General features: G+C 69.8%; 17 protein-coding genes and 1 pseudogene. 6 read left to right on the top strand and 12 right to left on the bottom strand.

Annotated elements, in window-relative coordinates:
• Window positions 1–25: 25 nt before the first annotated feature.
• The gene (locus ACK1X7_RS45700) at window positions 26–658 is read right to left on the bottom strand and encodes a TOPRIM nucleotidyl transferase/hydrolase domain-containing protein (protein ID WP_390792258.1); all 633 of its coding nucleotides are present in this window, start codon (window positions 656–658) and stop codon (window positions 26–28) included.
• A 108-nt stretch (window positions 659–766) separates the two neighbouring features.
• Window positions 767–1,762, bottom strand: coding sequence for a LacI family DNA-binding transcriptional regulator (locus tag ACK1X7_RS45695; protein WP_390792257.1), 996 nt, complete (start codon window positions 1,760–1,762; stop codon window positions 767–769).
• Between the two features lie 260 nt (window positions 1,763–2,022).
• Between ACK1X7_RS45695 and ACK1X7_RS45690 the strand changes: the two genes are divergently transcribed.
• From ACK1X7_RS45690 to ACK1X7_RS45670, 5 genes are all read left to right on the top strand, one after another.
• Window positions 2,023–3,228, top strand: coding sequence for a Gfo/Idh/MocA family protein (locus tag ACK1X7_RS45690; RefSeq protein ID WP_398158862.1), 1,206 nt, complete (start codon window positions 2,023–2,025; stop codon window positions 3,226–3,228).
• 24 nt (window positions 3,229–3,252) lie between these two features.
• Window positions 3,253–4,251 (top strand): sugar phosphate isomerase/epimerase family protein, encoded by a 999-nt coding sequence (locus tag ACK1X7_RS45685; RefSeq protein ID WP_390792255.1) that lies wholly within the window; start codon window positions 3,253–3,255, stop codon window positions 4,249–4,251.
• A 72-nt stretch (window positions 4,252–4,323) separates the two neighbouring features.
• Window positions 4,324–5,208, top strand: a complete 885-nt coding sequence (locus ACK1X7_RS45680) for a sugar phosphate isomerase/epimerase family protein (RefSeq protein ID WP_385154662.1) — start codon at window positions 4,324–4,326, stop codon at window positions 5,206–5,208.
• Between the two features lie 154 nt (window positions 5,209–5,362).
• Window positions 5,363–5,980 (top strand): hypothetical protein, encoded by a 618-nt coding sequence (locus ACK1X7_RS45675; protein ID WP_385154665.1) that lies wholly within the window; start codon window positions 5,363–5,365, stop codon window positions 5,978–5,980.
• A gap of 60 nt (window positions 5,981–6,040) precedes the next feature.
• On the top strand, window positions 6,041–6,451 hold the full coding sequence (locus tag ACK1X7_RS45670; RefSeq protein WP_361495820.1) for a VOC family protein: 411 nt from the start codon (window positions 6,041–6,043) through the stop codon (window positions 6,449–6,451).
• A 285-nt stretch (window positions 6,452–6,736) separates the two neighbouring features.
• On the opposite strand, the gene ACK1X7_RS45665 is transcribed toward ACK1X7_RS45670, so the two are convergent.
• From ACK1X7_RS45665 to ACK1X7_RS45655, 3 genes and pseudogenes are all read right to left on the bottom strand, one after another.
• Complete coding sequence (locus ACK1X7_RS45665; protein WP_390792253.1) at window positions 6,737–8,131, bottom strand: cation:proton antiporter; 1,395 nt, start codon at window positions 8,129–8,131, stop codon at window positions 6,737–6,739.
• A gap of 393 nt (window positions 8,132–8,524) precedes the next feature.
• The gene (vph, locus tag ACK1X7_RS45660; protein WP_385158127.1) at window positions 8,525–9,388 is read right to left on the bottom strand and encodes a viomycin phosphotransferase; all 864 of its coding nucleotides are present in this window, start codon (window positions 9,386–9,388) and stop codon (window positions 8,525–8,527) included.
• Window positions 9,389–9,468: 80 nt separating this feature from the next.
• Window positions 9,469–10,380 (bottom strand): annotated as a pseudogene (locus ACK1X7_RS45655) (IS630 family transposase); the annotation flags it as partial.
• Window positions 10,381–10,837: 457 nt separating this feature from the next.
• Between ACK1X7_RS45655 and ACK1X7_RS45650 the strand changes: the two are divergent.
• Window positions 10,838–12,331, top strand: coding sequence for an FAD-binding oxidoreductase (locus ACK1X7_RS45650; protein ID WP_385155476.1), 1,494 nt, complete (start codon window positions 10,838–10,840; stop codon window positions 12,329–12,331).
• A 40-nt stretch (window positions 12,332–12,371) separates the two neighbouring features.
• On the opposite strand, the gene ACK1X7_RS45645 is transcribed toward ACK1X7_RS45650, so the two are convergent.
• From ACK1X7_RS45645 to ACK1X7_RS45615, 7 genes are all read right to left on the bottom strand, one after another.
• A complete protein-coding gene (locus ACK1X7_RS45645; protein WP_413116692.1) occupies window positions 12,372–14,330 on the bottom strand; it encodes an AfsR/SARP family transcriptional regulator in 1,959 nt (652 codons plus the stop codon).
• 122 nt (window positions 14,331–14,452) lie between these two features.
• A complete protein-coding gene (locus tag ACK1X7_RS45640; RefSeq protein ID WP_385155470.1) occupies window positions 14,453–15,634 on the bottom strand; it encodes a hypothetical protein in 1,182 nt (393 codons plus the stop codon).
• Between the two features lie 2 nt (window positions 15,635–15,636).
• On the bottom strand, window positions 15,637–16,503 hold the full coding sequence (locus ACK1X7_RS45635) for an SAM-dependent methyltransferase (protein ID WP_385155467.1): 867 nt from the start codon (window positions 16,501–16,503) through the stop codon (window positions 15,637–15,639).
• A 45-nt stretch (window positions 16,504–16,548) separates the two neighbouring features.
• Window positions 16,549–18,276 carry a GH3 auxin-responsive promoter family protein gene (locus tag ACK1X7_RS45630; protein WP_385155464.1) on the bottom strand — a complete coding sequence of 576 codons (1,728 nt, stop codon included), beginning with the start codon at window positions 18,274–18,276 and terminating at the stop codon, window positions 16,549–16,551.
• Window positions 18,269–18,955, bottom strand: coding sequence for a hypothetical protein (locus ACK1X7_RS45625; RefSeq protein WP_385155461.1), 687 nt, complete (start codon window positions 18,953–18,955; stop codon window positions 18,269–18,271). The genes ACK1X7_RS45630 and ACK1X7_RS45625 overlap by 8 nt, the downstream gene beginning before the upstream one ends.
• Window positions 18,956–19,074: 119 nt before the next feature.
• Window positions 19,075–19,869 carry a DUF6182 family protein gene (locus tag ACK1X7_RS45620; protein WP_385155458.1) on the bottom strand — a complete coding sequence of 265 codons (795 nt, stop codon included), beginning with the start codon at window positions 19,867–19,869 and terminating at the stop codon, window positions 19,075–19,077.
• Between the two features lie 332 nt (window positions 19,870–20,201).
• The gene (locus tag ACK1X7_RS45615) at window positions 20,202–20,642 is read right to left on the bottom strand and encodes a hypothetical protein (RefSeq protein WP_390792251.1); all 441 of its coding nucleotides are present in this window, start codon (window positions 20,640–20,642) and stop codon (window positions 20,202–20,204) included.
• Window positions 20,643–20,906: the final 264 nt, after the last annotated feature.

Genomic DNA, 20,906 nt, shown 5'->3' with positions numbered 1-20,906 from the left:
CCGCAACGCCCGTTCGGCCCGGCGGTCAGAGGCCGGTGAGCAGGCCGTCGAGCGGGGCGGGTATGCGGTCGGGGTCCAGGGCCTCGGTGAGGACACGGCCGTAGTGGATCTTGCGCCCCTTCTTCGTGCTGAGGAAGCGCCGCAACTGCTGCTGTGAGGTGCGGCCCCGCTGTGCGGGCTGGCGCAGGAAGGTCTGAAGGGGGCGCAGGTCGCCCTCCGCCCGGACGAGCTCCTCCACCCGGGTCACGCCCAGCGCGCGGATGAGCTCGTCTTCGAGGTCCGCCGCGCAGACGAAGATCCGTTGCCGTGCCGTGTTGGGTTCCTCCGCACTGACCTGCTCCAAGCCGCGGTCGTAGTAGCCACGCTCCGCCTCGTCGCACAGTCCCGTGAGGCGAAGGCCCAGGCCGGATGGCCCGAGGAGGCGGGCGAAGCGCCCGACACTCATGGCACCGCCCATCGACAGGACGCAGACTCCTTCGGCCGCCAGGTTCCGGCCGCGGCGTGCGGCCAGCGCGCCGACCGCCGCGACATCACTCGGCCCTTCGAGCAGGACGGCCGCCCGGACGGGCAGCCGCGCGGCCAGCTCGCGCGCCCGGTCGCCGGGCGCACCGGCCGCCCACGCGATGACCGCTTCCCGGAACGCCCCCATGTCTGCCATGAGAGGAGTCTGCGCCCTTTCCCGCCGCCACGGTAGGGAATTTCCACCCGGCGCGCCGCTCGCCGGTGAGCGGGCTGGCCCGACGTTGCGGACGAACGGCGCGGCCGCTCAGGCCGGACCGGCAGTGCTGCCGCGTACGACGAGACGTGGCGGGAGGACGACCTCGCGGGGCTCGGTGCGGCCCTGGTCGAGGCGTTCGACGGCCGCGGCCACCGACTGCCGCGCCTGCTCCGGCGCGTTCTGGCTGACGGTGGTCAGGTCGAAGCAACTGAGCCGGGAGAGGGTGTCGTCGTCGTAACCGGCCACCGACACCTCGCCCGGGACGGCGATGTCGGCGCGGGAGAAGGCGGCCAGCACACCGATGGCGCACTGGTCGTTGAAGGCCACGACCGCGGTGGGCAGCTCGCCGCTGTCCAGGAGGTGGCGAACGGCGCGCTCACCGGCCGCTTCGGTGTGGTCGCCGTGCAGGATCCGGATATGCGCGCCGAGGCCGTGGCGGCGCATGGCCGTACGGTAGCCACGGCGCCGGTCGGTGGCGATGGCGCCCTTGCCCCCGTCGACGTAGACGATCTCGCGGTGGCCGAGGCCGACCAGATGGTCGACGGTCCGGCTCACACCGTCGTGGTCGGCGGTGCGGACGACATCCAGCTCGGCGTCGGCGATCCGGCGGCCGACGGCGATCACGGGTGCCTTGTGGCCGAGGGCGGCGAGCGTGTCGGCGGGGGCGGTCGGGCCGAGCAGGATCAGGGCCTCACTGCGGAAGGCCAGCAGGGTTTCGACGGCGGTGTGCTCGTCGCGGGTGCGGGTCTGCGTGCTGAGGACGAGGTCGTAGCCGACCTCCTCGGCGGCCGTGTGCAGGTGCTCGACCAGTTCGGCGTGGAAGGGGCTGTGGATGTCGACCATCACGCCGAGCAGCCGGGTACGCCTGCTGGCCAGCAGGCTGGCGGTGCGGTCCGCCTGGTAGCCGAGGTCGGCGGCGGCCTTCAGGACACGCTGCCGCGTGCGTTCGCTGGGGCCGGGCACGCCACGCAGGACCAGGGACACCGACGCCGTGGACAGCCCCACCCGGGCGGCCACGTCCTCCAGCCGGGGACGCTTGTCCATGCCGCTCCGGTGACGCCCCGAACCGACGTCATCCACTGATACCTCCCGCGGCCATCTCCTCGCGCAACACCCTTCGCACCCCCAGGAAACGCGCCGATACTACCAGGATCTTAAAGCGCTTCAAGCCGGCTCCTCGAAGAACGCCGACAACCTATTGACATGACATTTGCGCCCGGGCATCGTACTGCGCAAGCCGCTCTTAAAGCGCTTTAAGAAGCACCGTCCCGGAGTCCTACCCTCACCGTGAAAGGGGCACCTCCATGCCCACCCACCCCAGCTCCGGCAAGCCCATCTCCGTGGCGGTGATCGGGGCCGGAATGGCCGGCCGCACCCACGCCGCGGGCTACCGCAATGTGAACACCGTCTACGGCGCCGGGCTGCCGCCGGTCCGCCTGGCCGCGATCGCCGACGCCAACATCGGGCTCGGCGAGGACGCCGCCCGCCGCTACGGGTACGAGAAGGCGCTTCCGAGCTGGGAGGCCGTCGTCGAGGACCCGTCGATCGACGCCGTCAGCATCGTCGTCGGCAACGATCTGCACCGGCCGATCGCGGAGGCGCTCGTCGCCGCGGGAAAACACGTACTGTGCGAGAAGCCGCTGGCCGGCTCGCTCGCGGACGCCCGTGCGATGGCCGAGGTCGAGCGCACCGCCGATGTCGTGACCGCCGTCGGATACACCTTCCGGCGCTCCCCCGCCATCGCCGCGATCCGTGACCATGTCCGGGGTGGCGAGCTGGGCGGCCTCAGCCTGTTCAGCGGCCGGTACTGGTGCGATTACGCTACCGACCCGAACGGGCCGCTGAGCTGGCGGTTCAAGGGCGGCCCCGGCTCCGGCGCGCTCGGGGACGTCGGCGCGCATGTCATCGATGTCGCCGAGTATGTCGCCGGACCCATCGCCTCGGTCTCGGGTGCCTCGCTGTCGACGCAGATCCCCGAGCGGCCCCTGCCGCTGGGCGCGGTCGTCGGGCACAACGCCGCGCCCGTCTCGGACGAGGTGGGCCCGGTCGAGAACGAGGACACGGCGTCCTTCACGGCACGCTTCGAGTCCGGTCTCGTGGGCACCTTCTCGCTGTCGCGCACCGCCTTCGGCCTGCCCAACGGGCTCGCCTTCGACGTCGTGGGGCTGGGCGGCCGGGCCGCGTTCGACCAGCACCGGCCGGCCGAGTACCTCTTCGACGACGCACAGCCGGAGGCCCGCACACGCGGCGCACGCCACATCATCGCCGGTCCGCAACTGCCCTACTTCGCGGGCGGCTACCCGATGGAGGCGCCGGGCGTGGGCGGCGGCAACGCCGAGATGTTCACCTACCAGGCCCGGGCCTTCCTCGACCAGGTGGCGGGGGTCGCCGAACCACTGCCCGCATGCGCCACGTTCGCCGACGCGCTGCGAACCATGGAAATCATCCAGGCGGTCGTCGCATCCTCGCGCGACGGTGGTGCGGTCGCCACGGTTCCGCCCCACGCCTGACCCACCACGCCGAAGGAGAAAGCAATGGCCCTCAAGCTCGGCGCCTACACCGCCTGTCTGCACGACCGGACCCTCACCGAGGCCCTCGATGTGCTGCGGTCCAACGGCCTGACCTCGGTGGAGGTCAACACCGGTGGTTTCATCCCCGCCCCGCACTGCCCGGTCGACCTGCTGTTGTCCTCGGCCACCGCGCGCAAGGAGTATCTGGCGACGTTCGCCGACCGCGGGATGGAGCTGACCGGGCTCAACTGCAACGGCAACCCGCTCAACCCGCTCCCGGGGGTCGGGCCCAAGCACGCCGACGATCTGCGGCGCACCATCCGGCTCGCGGGCCTGCTCGGTGTGCGGCACGTCGTGACCATGTCCGGCACCCCCGGCTCGGACCCCGGCGCCAGGTACCCCTCCTGGGTCGTGAACCCGTGGGACGGCGTCTACATGGATGTGCTGGACTACCAGTGGGGTGTGGCCGTCGAGTTCTGGACGGAGATAGACGCCCTGGCCCGCGAGAACGACGTCCGGGTCGCCATCGAGATGCACCCGCACAACGTGGTGTTCTCCCCCGTCACGCTCAAGCGGCTCATCGACGAGACGGGCGCCACCAACCTCGGCGCCGAGATGGACCCGTCGCATCTGATGTGGCAGGGCATGGACATCGTCGCCGCCATCAAGTGGCTGGGCCCGCTGGTGTTCCACGCCGCCGCCAAGGACGCCATGCTCTGCCCCGGCGCCGACATCCGCGGCGTACTGGACACGTCGTTCACCCGCGTACCGGCCGACGATCCCGGCAAGGTGCCCACCGGTTACGGATTCTGGTGCAACGCCTGGCCCAAGGACCCCGCCTGGAAGTTCGTCGCCGTCGGCATCGGACACGATGTGGCCTACTGGACGGAGTTCTTGCGCGCCCTCGCCGAGGTCGATCCCGATATGGCCGTCAACATCGAGCACGAGGACGCCGCGTACTCCCGGACCGAGGGGCTCACCCTGGCCGCCAAGAACCTGAACCAGGCCGCGGCCGGCCTCTGACCGACTACCGACACGTGGGCCGGGCACCGGGCCACGCGGCACCACCCCCACCAATCGCGACGGAGGACAGCGGTGAAACTCGCCCTGGATCCACAGATGTTCTACGCGACACACTCCGTGCTGGAGCTGCCCGATGTGGTCGCGCGCATGGGCTACTCCTGGATGGAGCTCTCGCCCAAGGCCGATTTCGTTCCCTTCTTCGGCCACCCGCGCGCCGACGATGCCACCGTCGCCAAGCTGCGCAAACGCGCCGCCGACGCCGGGGTGGGCATTGCCTCGGTGCTGCCGGTGCTGCGCTGGTCCGGCCCCGGGGAGGAGGAGCGGCAGGCCGCCGTCCGGGCCTGGAAGCGGGCCATCCAGATGACCGTCGATCTGGGCGTCGACACGATGAACTCCGAGTTCAACGGCCGCCCCGAGGCGGCGGAGTTCGCCGAGAGCCAGTTTCTGCGCTCGATGGACGAGCTGATCCCGGTCTTCGAGCGCGAGGGCCTGAAGCTGGTACTCGAACCGCACCCCGACGACTTCATCGAGGACGGCCACGCCGCGGTGGACCTGGTACGGGGGCTCAACCGGGACTGGATCTCGTTCCTCTACTGCACCCCGCACACGTTCCACCAGGGCGACGACGCCACCGGCATCATCACCCACGCCGGGGAGAAGGTCACCTATGTACATCTGGCCGACACGCTCGACCACACCGCCTCGAACGGGCTGCGTTACATCGTCAACCCGCCCGGATCGCCCGCCCGGGTGCACCAGCACGCCGAAATCGGCCGTGGCGAGGTCGACTTCGACGAGGTGTTCGCCGCGCTCGCCCCGGTCGGCTTCGACGGCGTGGTGTCCTCGTGTGTGTTCGGCTGGGAGGAGCAGGCCGCCGAGATCAGCGTCCGCCAGCGGGAGAAGGCCACGGCCCTGATCGAGAAGTACTTCGGCGCCGGCACACTCGGCGGCGGCTGACCCCGCGGGGCAGGTCAGGGCCCGACACCTGAAGGCAGGGATGAGGGCGGGACTGAAGGCGCGGATGCCGTTTGAGACTTCAAGAATACCGGGATACAGTACGACGGCTCCGCTCCCCCACCGCATCAGACATCCACGCCAAGAGGTGGTTGACATGCGTGCGACGCATTTAGGTGAAGGCTGTACGGTCCTGATAGAGGATCAGGCGCTCGATGAATTCCTCGAGGTGGCCGTCGGTGAATACCAACGCATCACCTCCGAAACACCACTGCCGTGCTTCGCCCTCCTCGTAGGTTCGGTGGACCATGCGACATTCACCGTCGAGCGCGTCGCGTTCGGCCGCAATGCCCGCACCACCGACCCGGCCGCGCGCCGCGAGTTCACCGAGTCGATCGTGCCGCTCTTCGGCTCGGCGTACGAGAACGAGACACGTGGCTGGTGGATCGACTCCCATGACCTGCTGAGGGCCTCACGCGAGGCCGAGGCCGACGGTCTGGAGATCCTTGGGTCGGTGCATATGCATCCCGACTGGCATCGCATAGGCCCGCCCGAGGAGCGGAAACTCATCCTCAGCGAGCGCCCCACCCCGATGGATCAGCACGTTTTCGGCAATACCGGCTGGCCCGTCAATCTCATCTGCTACCTGGAACGCCGCGGCGACGTCATATACCACGCCCTCGCCGCCTGGGCGCCGCCCCCACCCGAGAACTCTCATCAGCCGTGCGCCGAACTGCCGTTGCGGATACGGACCAACGCCGTGGTGGCGGTGTGAGGCCGATGACCCCGACCGACCGGCCGCTCCCCCGGCTTCCGAGAACCGAAGGAATCGCCCATGTCTGACGCGCCCACCCCGGACCGGCCCAAACTGCGGCATCTGGCCATCGTCGCCCGTGACCCCGAGAAGCTGGCCGAGTTCTACAGCGAGATCTTCGGCATGGAGCTCTTCCACCGGGACCCCGATGGCAGTTGCTTCCTCTCCGACGGTTATCTCAGCCTCGCCCTGATCAAGCATCAGCTCGACGGCGACACCCCCGTGGGCATGAACCACTTCGGATTCCATGTCGCCGACACATCCGAGACATCCGCCGCTCTGGTCGCCGCCGGAGCCGATGAGCCCGCCGAGCGCTTCACCAACCGTCCCTTCGCCGAGTATCGGGCCATGGATCCGGAGGGCAACTGGTTCGACCTGTCCGCGCACGGCTTCGGCGGTCCCCGCCCGGCCGCCGGAGCGGACGAGGAGTAACGGGGGCGAGGGGGCCGGGATCCACTCCTGTCTCCCTCCTCCGCCGTCCCCAAGGTGACCACCGCGAGGTCGAGGTCACCACGGAGCAGACGCTGGTATCCGGCCTGCGTCTCGTGCTGGTTCGGCGTGACGTCATCGCCGTGCGTACCGAACCCTGGGCCTCCAACAGGACCAGTCCGGCGGCGGTGGGCCGGACGGGTCTACCTGTTCGAGATGCCGGAAGTCGTCGGCAACGTGGCGGTGTGAGAGGCCGCCGTACCGGGCGATCCGTCCGGCTGCCGGCGGCTACGGCGGCCGACCGGTGAAGGCGCGCAGGGCCAGCTCAATCCTGATCTCCTCGGTGTCCAGCAGCGACTGAAGCCGGCGCAGAACGATGTCGTCGATGCTGCGCCGGTCCCGCAGGCGGATCAGGGCGCCACGTTCGACGCCGATCAGGGCGCGGCGCAGTTCGAGCCCGGCCCGCACACCGGTGTCCTCGGTATCCGGTGGTCCCGCCTTTTCGGCGGCGTACTGGCGCAGTTCGCTCAGGATGGCGTCGGCGGTGTCCGGCGGCGTGTTCAGTCGCCTGGCGTGGTCGGGAAGGGCCTCCAGCGCGGCGGCGATGATCTGGCGATGGGCGCGGCGTTCCTCGGCGGTCTCGTCGGGGTCGCCGTGCAGTCCGGACCAGCGGATCACCGCGGGCATCGTCGTCCCCTGGAGGACCAGCGTGACCAGGATGACGGTGACGGCGGTGAAGACCAGCAGGCCGTGTCCCGCGAGCGGCCGGCCCGACGCGGTGGCGGTGATGACCGCGTGTCCCGGGGAGACGGAGCCGATCCCGCTGACGATGGCGGGTGTCTGGACACCGACCAGGACGAAGAGGGCGCTGTTGAGGAGGGAGGTGCTCACCTCCCAGAACGAGCTGATCTGCACTCTGGAGCCCGCGCTGATCACCTTGGGACCCGCCTGGCTGAGGATGAGACCGCAGGTGACCACCGCCAGCACGCCGGAGACGCCCAGGACTTGTGCGGGCAGATAGGTGGCGAACGGGGTGAGCACACCCAGGGCGTTCTCCACACCGCGGTCGCGCAACCGCCTGCGCAGGGCCACGACGACGGCGGCGCATCCGCAGCCGATCGCGGCACCGCCCGCGTAGGCGAGCAGGAATCGCACGGCGGTGTCGGTCCAGGTGACGGCCAGTCCCTCGACGGCGACGCCGATCACCACGGCGTAGAGGGTGAGCGCGGTGCCGTCGTTGATCAGGCTCTCCGCCCGGAGGATGGTCCGGATCCGGCGGGGCAGCCCACGGGCGACCGCCGCCACCGCGATGGCGTCCGTGGGGGCGACGACGGCACCGAGGACGAAGGCGAGTGGCCAGGAAAGGCCCAGCGCGTGTCCCACCGAGGCCACGGCGGCGGCGGTGGCCAGCACCAGACCGGTCGCGAGCAGCACGATGCCGCGCACGTTCGTCCGGATCTCACGGAGGGAGGTGGTCAGCGACTCCCAGTAGAGCAGTGGGGGCAGGAACAGCAGCAGGACCACCTCGGGCCGCAGGGCCGGCCCGCGGAAGTCGGGGATCAGACCGATCAGACAGCCGCCCGCCACCAGCATGACCGGCTCGTTCCAGCGCAGACGGCGAGCCAGCCAGGTCATGGTCAGTACCGCCGCGAGCACCACCACGACGACTTCGAGGCCACGCATCCGGTACCGCCTTCCCGATGGAAGCGTGGTACGGGCCACGCCCCGGGAAGCCTGCCACCTCGAATCCGATCGGGGTCGCGCCCGACCACCGCCGAATGAGTGCTCCGACCTGCGACTTCCGCCAACCGGAGCACTCGCTCACACGGATGTATGACGGAGTGCGGGGAGCCGGCCGCGTCGATCGTGTCGTGGCTCGAGGGGCACCAGCTCGGACGGCCGGCTCGTCCGGAGTGCGGCAACGCGGCAACGCACGGCGGAGCTGTGCAAGCGAGGCTTCCGGACCCGTGGCCGCACCGAGCTCGAACTCGCCGCTGTGCTAGTGCCGTGACCGCATAAGTTCGCGGGGTTGCTGTTGCTGTGAAGTGCTCGATGAAGCGGATGTGTCGGCGTGCCTCAGCGGTAGTCGGCCACGCCGTCCGCGAGTTCTTCTTCGTCGCCGTCGCGGATTGCGTAGAGGGCTTGCTGCAGGGCGAATGTGCCGCGAATCGCGGCGATGCGGGTGAGGAGTCCGTGGTTTGACCAGTTGCCCAAGACGAGCACCCGCTCCAGGAGCTCGGGGCCGTAGCTGGCGCCGATGGCTGCGAGGTCCTCGGCCGGGTCGCTGAGTGTGACGTCGTCCCAGTCGATTACTCCGGAGAGGTGCGGCAGGCCGTGCGTCCACTCCCACAGGACGTTTTCGGCACCGAGGTCGCCGTGCACCACTGCTCGGGTGAGGTGGGGAAGGCCGTCGAGTGCTGTGAGTTCCCGCTCGGCCCGTAGGCGTCCGCTGTCGGACATGAGCTGGAACAGCTCCGCGCGCACGTTCTCCGCGAACTGCCGCCACCGGCCTTCGGATGCCTGAGGGAGAACTGCTCGTACCGTCTCGTCGGTGCCAGCACGGGCCAGAGAGGACAGCAGCGTGGCGTACTGCGCCGCCACGGTGTCGACCACTTGGGCATTGTTGAGTGCGTCGGTCTCCAGCGGTTCCCCGGGAATGCGGCTGAGTACCAGGAACGGCACTTCGTCGGTGCCGTGGGCGCCGCCCTGGAGCAGCGGCTCAGGTGTGCGGAAGCCGAGGTCGAGGCCGGCGAGTGCGTGTAGTGCGGCCACTCGCTGGGGCAACCGGGCGGCCGCTGCCCGGGTGCGGGGCAGGCACACGACGCGGTCTGAGCCAATGATCACGATGTGGAATTGCCCCTGACGTACTGCAAGGTCGTCCGGTTTGTCGTCGGGCAGCAGACGGCTCAGCAGAGCGCGATGCGTCGTACGGATGCTCACGGGTGTGACCTCTGGATCCTTCGATGGGTCGGAGGTGATGTGCACGAAGTGCTGTCAGGCCGCGCCAGCGAGCGGGCGGGCGCCTCGATCGGGTTGGCCCAGGATGCGTAGGTCGGGGTGAAGCACAGCTCGACCTTGTTCTTCTTCGCCCAGCGGCGGATGTCCGCGCCGGTGTGGGCGGAGAGGTTGTCCAGGATGATGTAGACCGGGGCGCCGTCGGGTCGGGCGGCGCGGATCGACTTCAGCGCGGCCATGGTGTTGGCGGTGCCCTTGCGGCGGCGGTTGACGCCCCACAGGCGGTCGTCGCCCACGGAGTAGCAGCCGTGGAAGTAGGTGACGCCGTGGGTGCGGTGGTAGGTCGCCGGCAGCCGGTTTGGCTTGCCCCGCTTCGCCCAGCAGGAGCCCGCGGTGGGCCGGATCCCCAGCGGCCCGAACTCGTCGAAGGCGAAGACCCGGTCCGGGAAGTGCTCGAGGACGTGCTCGATCCGGTCGAGCTTGGCGTCGCGTTCGGGGCCGGGGGACTCCTTCCAGGTCTTGGTGCGCTGGAAGGTGATGCCGCGGCGGCGAAGCAGGCGCCGTAAGGCTTCGCGGCCGATGCGGATGCTGTGTCCGTGGACGCGGCGCAGGTAGGCGGCGAGTTTGCGGATCGACCAGCGGGTGAAGGGCTGGCCGAGTTTGGTCGGGCGGGTGGTGGCCGTCTGGACGACGAAGTCCTCGTCGTCAGGGGCGAGCAGGCGGGGACGGCCTCCCGCCCACTGAGGGTCCAGGCAGGCCAGGCCGATCTCGTTGAACCGGTGGATCACCGCCCGCACCGTGTCCTCGTCGGCCTGGACCAGATGGGCGATCACCGGGACCCGGTTCCCGTCGGCCGACGACAGCAGCATCATCGCCCGGCGATAGCGCACCGAGCTGGTGCTGCCCCGGCGCACGATCTGCTGCAGCTTCTGCCCTTCCTGGTCGGTCGGTCTGCGCACCCGCACAGGCTCGGCCACCACACCTCCAACGAACGGAACGGACGTCACCGCTCATCCAACCGCTCCAACTACCAACCCGGCGAACCTATTCGGTCAGAACACTAGGCGACTTGAAGACCGTTGACTGAGCGAGCAGGAGGCGTCCGGACGATCGCCACCGTCGCACGATCCGATGGCGGCGGGCGCCCGGATCAGCGCGCGCCTGTTCGGCGTACCGGCTGAGGCATTCAGCGGCAGGTCGGCCTTCTTTCGGGTTGCGGGCCCGTGGGTGGGAATCCGTTTCGCGGCTGTGCCGGCCGATGGCCGGTTGACTCTGGGCGAGAGGGAGACCAGTCGCGTCTCCGGAGCGCTTCTTGTGAGGGCAGCCACGTTGATCAACAGGCGGAACGTACTGCGGGCGGGCACTGTGGGGGTTCTGGGCACGGAGGTGGCGGGCCTGTCATCCTCGCCCGCCGCTGCCGCGCCATCCACCGAAGTGGCGGATCGGGTCGGCGAACGGGACTGGGAGTTGCTGGCTCAAGCGCTGTCGTCGCGTTCCACGCTCTATCGGCCGGGAGATTCCGGCTACCCACCGCTGGCGCTTCCGTTCAACCACCGCTACGCCGGGATCTGCCCCGCGGGGATCGTGGCATGCGCCACGACCGGGGATGTCCGTGCGGCGGTCCGCTGGGCCCGCGCGGTGGGGCTGCCCGCCGTGCCCCGTTCCGGGCTGGGCCACAACTACGCCGGGTACTCCGCCACCACCGGCCTGCTGCTCAACATGGCCCGGATGAAGAGCATCGTCTCCACCCCGCTGCCGGGTGCCCGCTCCCGGACCCGGACCTACGGACGGATGCGAGTCGTTCATGACGCGGGCACCCTCACCGTGGGAGCCGGGGTCACCAACGCCGACCTGCACCCGATGCTGGAGGACCGCGGCATGTTCGTGCCGACCGGCCGGTGCCCCACGGTCGGGGTGGCCGGGCTGGTGCTCGGCGGCGGCATCGGCTTCAGCGACAAGATGTTCGGCCTGACCTGTGACCGGCTGGTCTCGACGACCGTGGTGCTCGCCGACGGCCGCGTGGTGGAGGCCGGGCAGGACTCGCACCCCGACCTGTTCTGGGCCTGTCGCGGCGGGGCCGGGAACAACTTCGGTGTCAACACCTCCTTTACCTTCCAGTACGAGCGGTTCCAGGGCGATGTGGGCTTCTACGAGCTGCGCTGGAGCCTGGACTCGGCGGTGCCGATGATCGACGCCGCGCAACAGATCGCCGTGCACACCCTGGACGACAAGCGGTTCCATCTCCGCGTCGGCATGGGGACCCACGGGGTCACCAGGGACCAGATCCACGCCAACGCGGGCGTCAATGCCATCGGCCAGTACTACGGTGACCTCGCGGAGTTGCGCGCCATCCTGGCTCCGCTGCTCGCCATCGGCACGGCGGAGGAGCGCGCCCGCAACGCGGCGTCCGTCCGCGAGGTCACTCCGGGGCAGGCGAGCACGCTGCTGAGCGCGACCACGCCGGTGCAGCAGTTCGGCGCCAAGTCGGCGGTTCTGACCTCCCGGACGCTCCTGACCGATGAGCAGATCGGTGCCGCCGCCGAAAAGCTGCTGGACTGGCCGGGCAGCGACAACGAGGACGGCGCCGGATTCGCCATGTTCGCCCTCGGCGGCGAGATCAACCAAGTGCCGCCGGACGCGACGGCGTTCGTGCACCGAAACGGGGTGTTCATCCTCGCCGCGGAGACCTCCTGGGCGGATTACGATCCGCCACGCGTGGCCACGGCGAATCTTCAGTGGCTCGGTGAGTTCTACCAGAGCATGTTCGGTGAAACGCCTCCGCCGCAGTCCTATCAGAATTTCCCGGATCCGACATTGAAGGACTGGCGGCGGGCATACTACGGCGCGAATTACGACCGGCTGGTCCGAGTGAATCGGACGTACGATCCGACCAATTTCTTCAGCTATCCGCAAGGGATCGGCGCCTGACCTTCGCGCACCGACACTGCCACGCCGGTGCGCTGCGGACTCATAGCCGTCCAAAGCGGGGGGCGGGGCGCCGCTTCGCGGCAACGGCGGCCGGGTACCATGCCGCGGATCGGGGGTGATCTTCTCGCTGACCCGGCCGTACCAGGTCAGCGGTCCGGCGCAGGGCGATGGGGCCGACCGGTGACTCCTCGGCCACCTCCCGGGCCAGCGCCCGCACCAGGTCGTTGAGGTGGTAGCGGCCGGGGCTCGGGGAGGTCAGCAGCCGGGCGTCGACCAGCCGTTCCAGGGTGTCCTGCGCCTGGTGGACCCGGCAATTCAGCATGATCGCCACCGGCTCGGGGGTGACCTCGGCGGTGCCCAGAAGGCCCAGAGCGCGGAAGGCGGCGTCGGGGACCGGCCCCGCCGATGGGTCGAGGTGGGTGGACTGGGCGCGCAGAGCGGCGTACTCGGACCTCAGACCGGCGCGTACGGTGAGATCGCCGACACGTAACTCGTCCAATAATCGACCCGACGAGGTGAGCCGTTCGGCCATGTCCTCGAGCGACCACTGCTCCCGGGCCAGACAGCGCGCGCCGGCTATGCGGATCGCCAGCGGCAGCCCGGCGCAGACGGAGGCGATGCGCCGGGCCGCGAACGGCTCATCCCGCACGCGCTGATGGCCGACGACGCCGCCCAGCAGTTCCAGCGACGCGTGCTCGGGGAGCGGGCTCACCGTGCGGGTGCTCGCCCCCTCCAGATCCGCGAGATGGTTACGGCTGGTGATGATCAGCCGACTGCCGCCGCTCCCCGGGATCAGGCCGCGGACCTGGGCGGCGTCGAGGGCATCGTCGAGAACGACGAGCATCTTGCGGTCGGCGGTCAATGACCGGTACAGGGAGACCCGTTCGGCCAGGCCCTGCGGAACGGCCGACCGGGGCAGCCCCAGATCCGTCAGGAACCGGGCCAGTACGTCGGCGGGAGAGGCCGGTTGCTCGTCGGCGCCGCGCAGTTCGGCGAAGAGCTGGCCGTCCTCGAAGGTGTCGGGCAAGCCGTGGGCCAGGTGCAGGGCCAGTGCGCTCTTGCCGACGCCGGACCCGCCGGTGAGGGCCACGATCGCGGCGCCGCCCGGGTCCGACACGGGGGTGCACAGCAGGGAACGGAGCGCCGCGGACTCATCGGCCCGTCCGACGAAGGTGGTTTGAGCGACCGGCAACTGCGCCGGCCGTGGCCGGTTCCCGGAGAGCCGGACAACGCTCATGCGCTTCGCGGCGGACGGCTGCGGCTCGTCGTCGCTCAGCACCCGCTGCTGCATGCGTCTCAGCTCGGGCCCGGGCTCGGCGCCCAACTGGTCGATCAGCAGGGCGCGAGTGCGCCGGAAGACGTCGAGTGCCTCGGCCTGCTGCCCGGATCGGGCCAGGGCCAGCATCAGTCGGGCCGCCATCGGCTCGTCCAGCGGGCTTTGGATGACCAGCCGCCACAGTTCGGGAAGCATTCCGTTGTGCTGACCGAGATCCAGCGCGACGTCGATCCGCTTGGCGAGGGTCTGCCTGTGCAGCTCCTGAAGGTGCCGCACCTCGACCTCGCACAGGGTGAACGAGGGGATGTCCAGCAGTGGTTGGTCCCGCCACAGCGACAGTGCCCGGTGCAGTTCTTCGGCACCGGTGGACAGGTCGCCGGAGGCGATGGCGGATTCGCCGGCACGGCGGTGCGCGGCGAACCGGCCGAGATCGCTTTCGTGTTCGTCCAGTTCGATGAGATATCCCGGAGAACGGGTCACAATCCGCCGGCCCACCTCGTGGCCGAGTACCTGTCTCAGCCGCATCACATAGGTCCGCAGCGTGGCGCAGGCGCTGGACGGCGGAAATCCGTCCCACAGAAAGTGCGAAAGGCGGTCGATGGAGACGACACGGTTGGGGTTGAGCAACAGCGCGGCAAGGAGAATGCGCTGCCGCGCCGCGGGAACGGTCAACTGACGGCCCTCGAAGTTGATGATGAGAGGACCGAGAAGCGCGAAGTCCACAACCACCTCATTCGGACGCCGAGTAGACCTCACCACGCTCTGTACAACGTGGTAATAGTGAGGCTAAACCACGACTCAGACCAAAACACCGGAAAAAGACCTAGTGTCCTGAGTCGGGGATTTCAGCCGTAGACGGACGAGGTGAGGGCCCGCAGCGGAACTCGGCGATGTCTGCCGAGGAGCGCCGAGGTGAGGCGGTAGGCGTCGACGAAGGCCCGGCCGCCGGTGTTCCGCCGCAGAAACGCCTCCGTATCCGGCGCATCGGGCGCATCGTCCCTGGCGAGCAGTTTCCCGGCGCGGTCGATGAATTCGCGCAGCAGGTCCATTCGGAATGACTGACCGCTGCCCTTGCCGAGACCCGCGATGAAGTACAGGCGTATGCCGAGGCGGACGGCCTCCGTGGTTCCGTAGTCGCCCAGTTCGTCCGCGAGCCCGGCGACGGTGTGCCGGTGGTCGACTCCATGGCGGCTGGAGCGCACGATGCCGTCCAGCGGCACTCTGCTCAGGCAGAGGCGATGCGTTTCGGCGCCCAGCGCGCCGAAGATCTTCTGGAGGAGGATGTAGTCCTCGGTCAGCTCGCGGTCGTGAACGAGAACGATCTCGTCGTACCGCTCCAGCATCGGCACCAGGTCACGCAGGGCGCAGCCCAGATAATTGGGGTGACCGCCGGCCGAGGTGACCGGGCGCAGGGGCAGGCCCTGGGCGGTGGCATCGAGATAGACGGGGCCTCCGTCGCGGCGGGCGTCCAGACAGAGACCGCGCTTGGCGAGATACTCGACCACCTCCTCGAGCCCCATCCTGGGCGGCGTGGTCCGGGTGATGCCCGGGTCGTACAGCCCCAGCCAGTCATAGTGGCCGCGCCAGATCTCCAGGACGCGCCGGCTCACCGGATGCGTCCACCCGATCTCCTCGACCGCGCGGACGTACGGCTGGAGCGCTTCGTCCGGTGGCGGCGAGGGCTGTGCCTGAAACGCCGTGTAGAGACGGCCGACGTCGTCCTCCGTGCACCGGGCGGGGTCGATGTCGGGGCAGGCGCGGTCCAGGTACTCCCAGAAGCCCGCGGTCTGGCGGGTGATGTTGAAGGCGGTGTGGCTGTAGAGGTAGTCGGCATCGGCCAGCAGTCGGGTGGCGCGGTACATGACGTCCACCCACAGCAGTCCCTTGACATGGCTGAGGCCCAGTGCCTTGGTGGGGGTCACGGTGACCGGAGCGATCAGTACCCTGGGCCGGCGCGGGGGATCGCCCACCACCGCCGGGCCGGTGGTGTCGTGCGGCCCGGCAGTGGTTCGTCGAGGGGTGTCCATGCTCATTTCCGCACGCCGTTGACCAGGAACACCCGCTCGACGTCGGGGACATGGCGCGGATGGACCGGGTCGGCCCACCGTCCGTAGTGCGCGGCTTCCTCCCCCGGCTGCACCACTTCGGCCTCGATGCCGTGCTCGATGAAGAGCGCTTCCGGCTCGTTGTGCCCGGACAGCCAGGGACAGCCCAGGCGTTCGAAGACCTCGAGCAGCGGCACGACGGCGGGGGCGGTGAGGGTGGTGGCGCTGACCAGGTCCGCGGCTATCCGGCTGCCGGGGGCGGTCAGCTCCGCGACACGGGAGACGAGCTGCCGGGTCTGGTCCTCGGTGAGGTAGTACAGCAGCCCTTCGAGCAGCCACAGGGAGGGCTGGTCCGGACGGTAGCCGGCCGCGAGGAGGGCGTCCGTCCAGTCCGGGCCGAGCAGGTCGACGCCGACCAGACGCCTGGTGACCCCCGGGTGCACCGGCTCGTCGCCGAGGACCGACTCCTTGGCCTCCAGCACGCCCGGACGGTCCAGTTCGAAGAATTCGATCGGCCGGGGCCAGGGCAGCCGGAAGGCGCGGGTGTCCATGCCCGCGGCCACCATCACCACCTGGGGATACGCGCTGTCCTTCACCTGGGTGAGCAGAAGGTCGTCGAAGTAGCGGGTCCGGATCGCGTTGAAGTCGAAGGTGCTCGGCACCTTCTGTCCGGGCTCGGCACGATGGGGCCGGGTCGCGTCGGCGACCTGGCCGAGCAGGTCGCCTCCGATGGCGCCCACGAGCCGGGCCGCGAAGGGGTCCGCATAGAGCCGGTCCGGTCGCTCGGTCTCCTTGGCCCGCAGGGCCGCCGTCAGAAGGGACGTCCGGGCGATCGCGTCAAATGGTGCCACGTGAGTGCTCCTTACGGGAGGAGGAGGGAAAGAGGGCCGGGCGCCTCAGCCGCCGATCAGGCGCTGCCAGGCGGAGTCGTCGTTCTGGAAGACCCGGTCCTTGACCTGGGCCGGGCGGGTTCCGGCGGCGACCCTGTGCTGCCAGTCGCGGGCGAAGGTGTCGGGCGCCACGCGGTGGATCTCGGGGGCGCCCAGCCGGCCCGTCCCACGCGCCGACCGGTAGCCCGGGGCGGCGGCGCTCAGCGCCGCGTCGACCGCCCGTCCCAGAGCCGCGGTCTCCCGGTCCGACCAGGGAAGGAACGGTTCCAGGGCGAAGGCGTACCGCGGCGCCTGGGCCCCCTGCGCCCGGTCCGCGCCCGCCGGATCCCCGCCGGTCCGCGTCCCACCCGCGCCGACCACCCGGCAAGTGGCGTTGCGCACGTCCAGCCCGGTGGAGGCGAGCGCGGTGCGCAGGGCGGTCACCACATGGGACTCGCGCAGCCGCTCACCGACGGCGTCCGAGAGGGTGCGCCGGCCGGCGTACTCGACCCGCGGGATGTCCCCGGCCCGGTCGACCACCCGCACCACATCACCGAGCGCGTACCGGTAGAGGCCGCCGACGTGGCTGATCACGGCGTGATACTCGCGGCCGGGCTCGAGCTCGTGGAAGAGCTGGGTGGCGGAGTCGGGCCGGAGGTCCTCGTCGGCGTCCACGAACTCCAGCAGCCCGCCGGTGATCGCCGGTGATCCGGCCGTCAGATGGCGGTCCAGCGCTACGGCCACGAAGCCTTCCGACGCCGCCACCGGGGCGGGCAGCGCGGTGACCCGGGGGCCGAACGCCTCCCGCAGCCGCGGCAGATACAGCGAGGCCAGACCGGTGGTCCAGCAGAACAGCAGTTGCATCCGGGGCCAGACGTGGGTGGGCAGCAGCCCTCCCGCGCGCTCCGCCGACCGTTCCAGCAGACGGGCGCGGGCGGGGTCGGGGGTGCCGCCGGGGTGCCCGTCGATCGTGCCGTCGTACAGGTCCTTGACCAACCGGGGCCACCACTGGACGAGTTGGTACGGCAACGCGGCGACCATGGCCGGGTTGATACCGATCACGCACCGCACATCGTGCTCGATCGCGGCGCGCAGCCGCACATAGCTGCGCTGGAGGTGGTCCGCGGGGTCCACGAAGTCCGGCAGTGTCCCCCAGGGCGCCCGGCTGCCGGGCTCGGCCGCGAGGGGTTCGCCGAACGCCTGGCCGAAGTCGACCTGGCTGGCGCCCAGATGCGGCTGCCCGGAGCGGGTGGCGCCGATGGCGGGGGCCGGGTCGTGTTTGAGGTTGAGCGTGGCGTCCGCCCGTTGCACGGCTTCGGGGAAGTGCTCGACGAAGTTGGCCCACGCCGCGTAGTAGAAGGGGAAGAAGGACGTGCGCATGAACTGCCGGGTGATCGGGATCTGTTTGCTCTCCCCGGTGCTGCCGCTGCTCTTGAAGAAGACCACGGCGGGATCCGCGCTGAGCACGTTCTGCCGCCCGGCGGCGGCCGACTCGATCCAGGGGGCGAGCGACGCGTAGTCGGCGATGGGGACCGCCGCGCGGTAGGCGTCCACGCCGCCGCAGCGGGCGAAGCCGTGTGCCTTCCCGAACTCGGTGTCCGCGTTGTCGCGCAGCATGCCGCGCAGCGCGTCGTCCTGGGATTCCCGGGCGTTGTCCAGCGCCGCCCACAGCCGGTCCCGCTCGCCCAGCACCCTGCTCCGGTACGCGGAGAACGTCCCGCCCGCCGCGTCGCCCAGCTCCGCCGCCTCAGCCATGTGCACCATCCCTTATGGTCTTCTCCACGAGATCCACGGACTCCTCGACACCATCGGGCTGTCCGAGGGTGATGACGTTCAGTCCGGTCATCTCCTTCGCCATCACTTCACCCAAATCCATCTGAAAGCGTGTGAACGAGTCCTCGGTGGGCTTCTCGCCGTAGTGCTCCATCGGATTCGCATGCGCTCCCCAGCCGCTTCGCTCCCAGGCGACGGCGGGCTCCACATCGAGGTAGACCACCTGGTCGGGGGGCGGGAAGGACCGCCACCAGGAGAACAACGACGCGTTGTCGTAACCGAGCAGCGAGCACTTGGCCAGGAGCTTGAAGTAGTAGGAGTCCACGATCACCGGTCGGTCCGGCGGGGCATCCATCATCCGGTCACGCAGGTGTACCACCGCGATCTGCACCACGGTGAGAAAGAGGTCCGAGGAGTAGCGTCCGGCGGGCGCCCGCAGCGCCTCCGTGAGGAATTCGTCGCGCACCCTGCCGATGAGCGAGTACACCGGGTCAAGCAATGCCTTGTCGTACGAGACGACCGTGCAGGTCCCCCGCTCGGCCAGACCCTCCAGCACCGAGGACTTTCCGGAGTAGTCGGGTCCGAGCAGGACCGTTAATCGCGGCCTCACCCGGCGGCCCTCTCGGGGAGACAGCACGCGGGCCATGGGCAGTTCTGCCAAGGGAGCTTCCTTTGATCATTTCACATGAGATTCACCGATTATCCGACTGCGATATATCGCTTCGATAGCGCCATCGGCGACAGAACGTCATATGACCGACGTGGGGGCGTCGGCGCAGGTCATGAGGGACCGGACCGCGCCCCTGCCCCTGCCGTGAGGGAGAGCCCCGCGCAGGCGCGCAGCCGGCCGGGACCGGCGGCCACCGGGCCATCCCCGAAGGTGTCCGGCTCGGCGTCAGGGACGATGCGCAGCATGTCGAAGGGGCCATCCGATGGGTCGAGCTGCGGTACGTGATGGACGGTCAGCTCGGTGTGCTCGTCGATCAGTTTCGTGATGACGGCCTCGGCGAGAACATGGTGTACGTGTACGAGGTAGTCGGCCAGGGACACCCGGGTCGTGACCGCGTACAGCCGGGCCCGGCGGACCGGTGCGCGATCGTCGCGCTCCGGCGGGGGAACCGCCGCGGGCACCTCCAGACGGGCGGGGAGCACCGGCAGCTCCGCCGTGGGGAACAGTCTGAGCAGCCGGCGCAACGGCGACCGCTCCCCCGAGTCGTCCGGCGCCGTCCACGCCATGGAACCGTCCCGGCTGATGTGGTGGAATGCGAATCGGTTGGCGAGGTTCGCCGGGTTTCCGGTCAGGAACACGGTCCTGGTGTAGGCCCGGAGCCATGCCTCACGCCGGCTGTCCGGAAGGCTCAGGGCGAAGCCCAGCACCGATTCCAGGTAGATCTGGGGCTCGAACCGGCGCAGGACGACGGCCACGGTCGTCGTCGCCGACGCGGCCTCGGCGGCGATGTCCGCCATCCGTTCCGCGGTGAGCGGCCCGGCCGCCGGCGCCTCCGCGTCCCGCCCCGTGCGTGCGACACGGATCCTGGACGCGAGCTGTGTCTTCAGAAACTGTTGGGTGAACACGCGCAACTTCCCCCTCGAGCGCGGGACCGCCGCGCGATGGCGCCGTTCCATTGACCAGCCGTGTGGATCTTCCGAGTATCCAGAGGGCTTCTATCGTCTGGATAGCGCGGCCCGAGGCGGGTCGTCCTTCCGCCGACGGCAGGCGGCCGTTCGGCCGCGGTCCGCACGGTCCTCTCGAGGGTGTACTTCCGCCCGCCAGAAGCTCCTGGCCTTGTGGTCCACGATCGGCGTCACCGGCGGCCCGCTGCCCCGTCGCACGCTCGCGCACTACCTGGCAGACCTCTGCGCGCGCACGTGGACAACGGTGTCACCAACGTCGTGGCCTCCCACAGCTAGAACCGCGGCAATCCGGAGGGGGGTTCCGGGATCGCGCGCCAGGCCGTCACCGCCTCGATGAACTCCCGCGGCGGGAGATAGCCGTGGGCGATGACGTAGTGGAGGACGAGATTGGGGGCGATGAGCCACCTTCCGTCCCGGGCCAGGACCCTGACCTCGGCGCTGCCGAGGGTGACCTCGGTGCCGTCGACATCCACCACGACGGGATACGGCGGCTTCCCCTCGGGATGCGCGAGTGTGCAGTTCTGCCAACCCCGCATGGCATTGGTGGAGTTGTCCCGGCAGAGGACCGCGAGCGCGTGGACGAACTCTGTGGGCACCTGACCGCGGGGGAACTCGTCCTGGTGCTCCAGCCACCCGACATTGACCGCCGGGACGCCCTGGGGCACCCCGATGCCGGGGGTGTACGCGTAAGGGGATCCGTCCTCGTACCGCACCGCGTGTTCCTAATCCGTGTGTAGGGATTCCAGCCGGGCCCCGGCGGGGTGGCTGGTCTTGCTGCTGGATGGGGTCGTGGTGGCCCGCGGGTGCCGGGTGAATCCCTTGTGGTTCCCGGCCCTGGAGGCCTTACGAGAGACCGGCGACAGCCGGTGCCCTCGGGCCGCCACGAACCCGTCCGGAACTGGTGTTCGTTGATCGTCTTGGTGCGAGCCCGCCGCAGGGCGACCTCTTCCTTCGTCCCGAGCCCCGAGCTCTTCGTA

This window comes from Streptomyces sp. CY-1 (assembly GCF_047218265.1).
GTDB lineage: Bacteria > Actinomycetota > Actinomycetes > Streptomycetales > Streptomycetaceae > Streptomyces > Streptomyces niphimycinicus.
The sequence above is the reverse complement of the archived record's forward strand: the minus strand, read 5'-3'. Positions and strand labels throughout refer to the sequence as shown.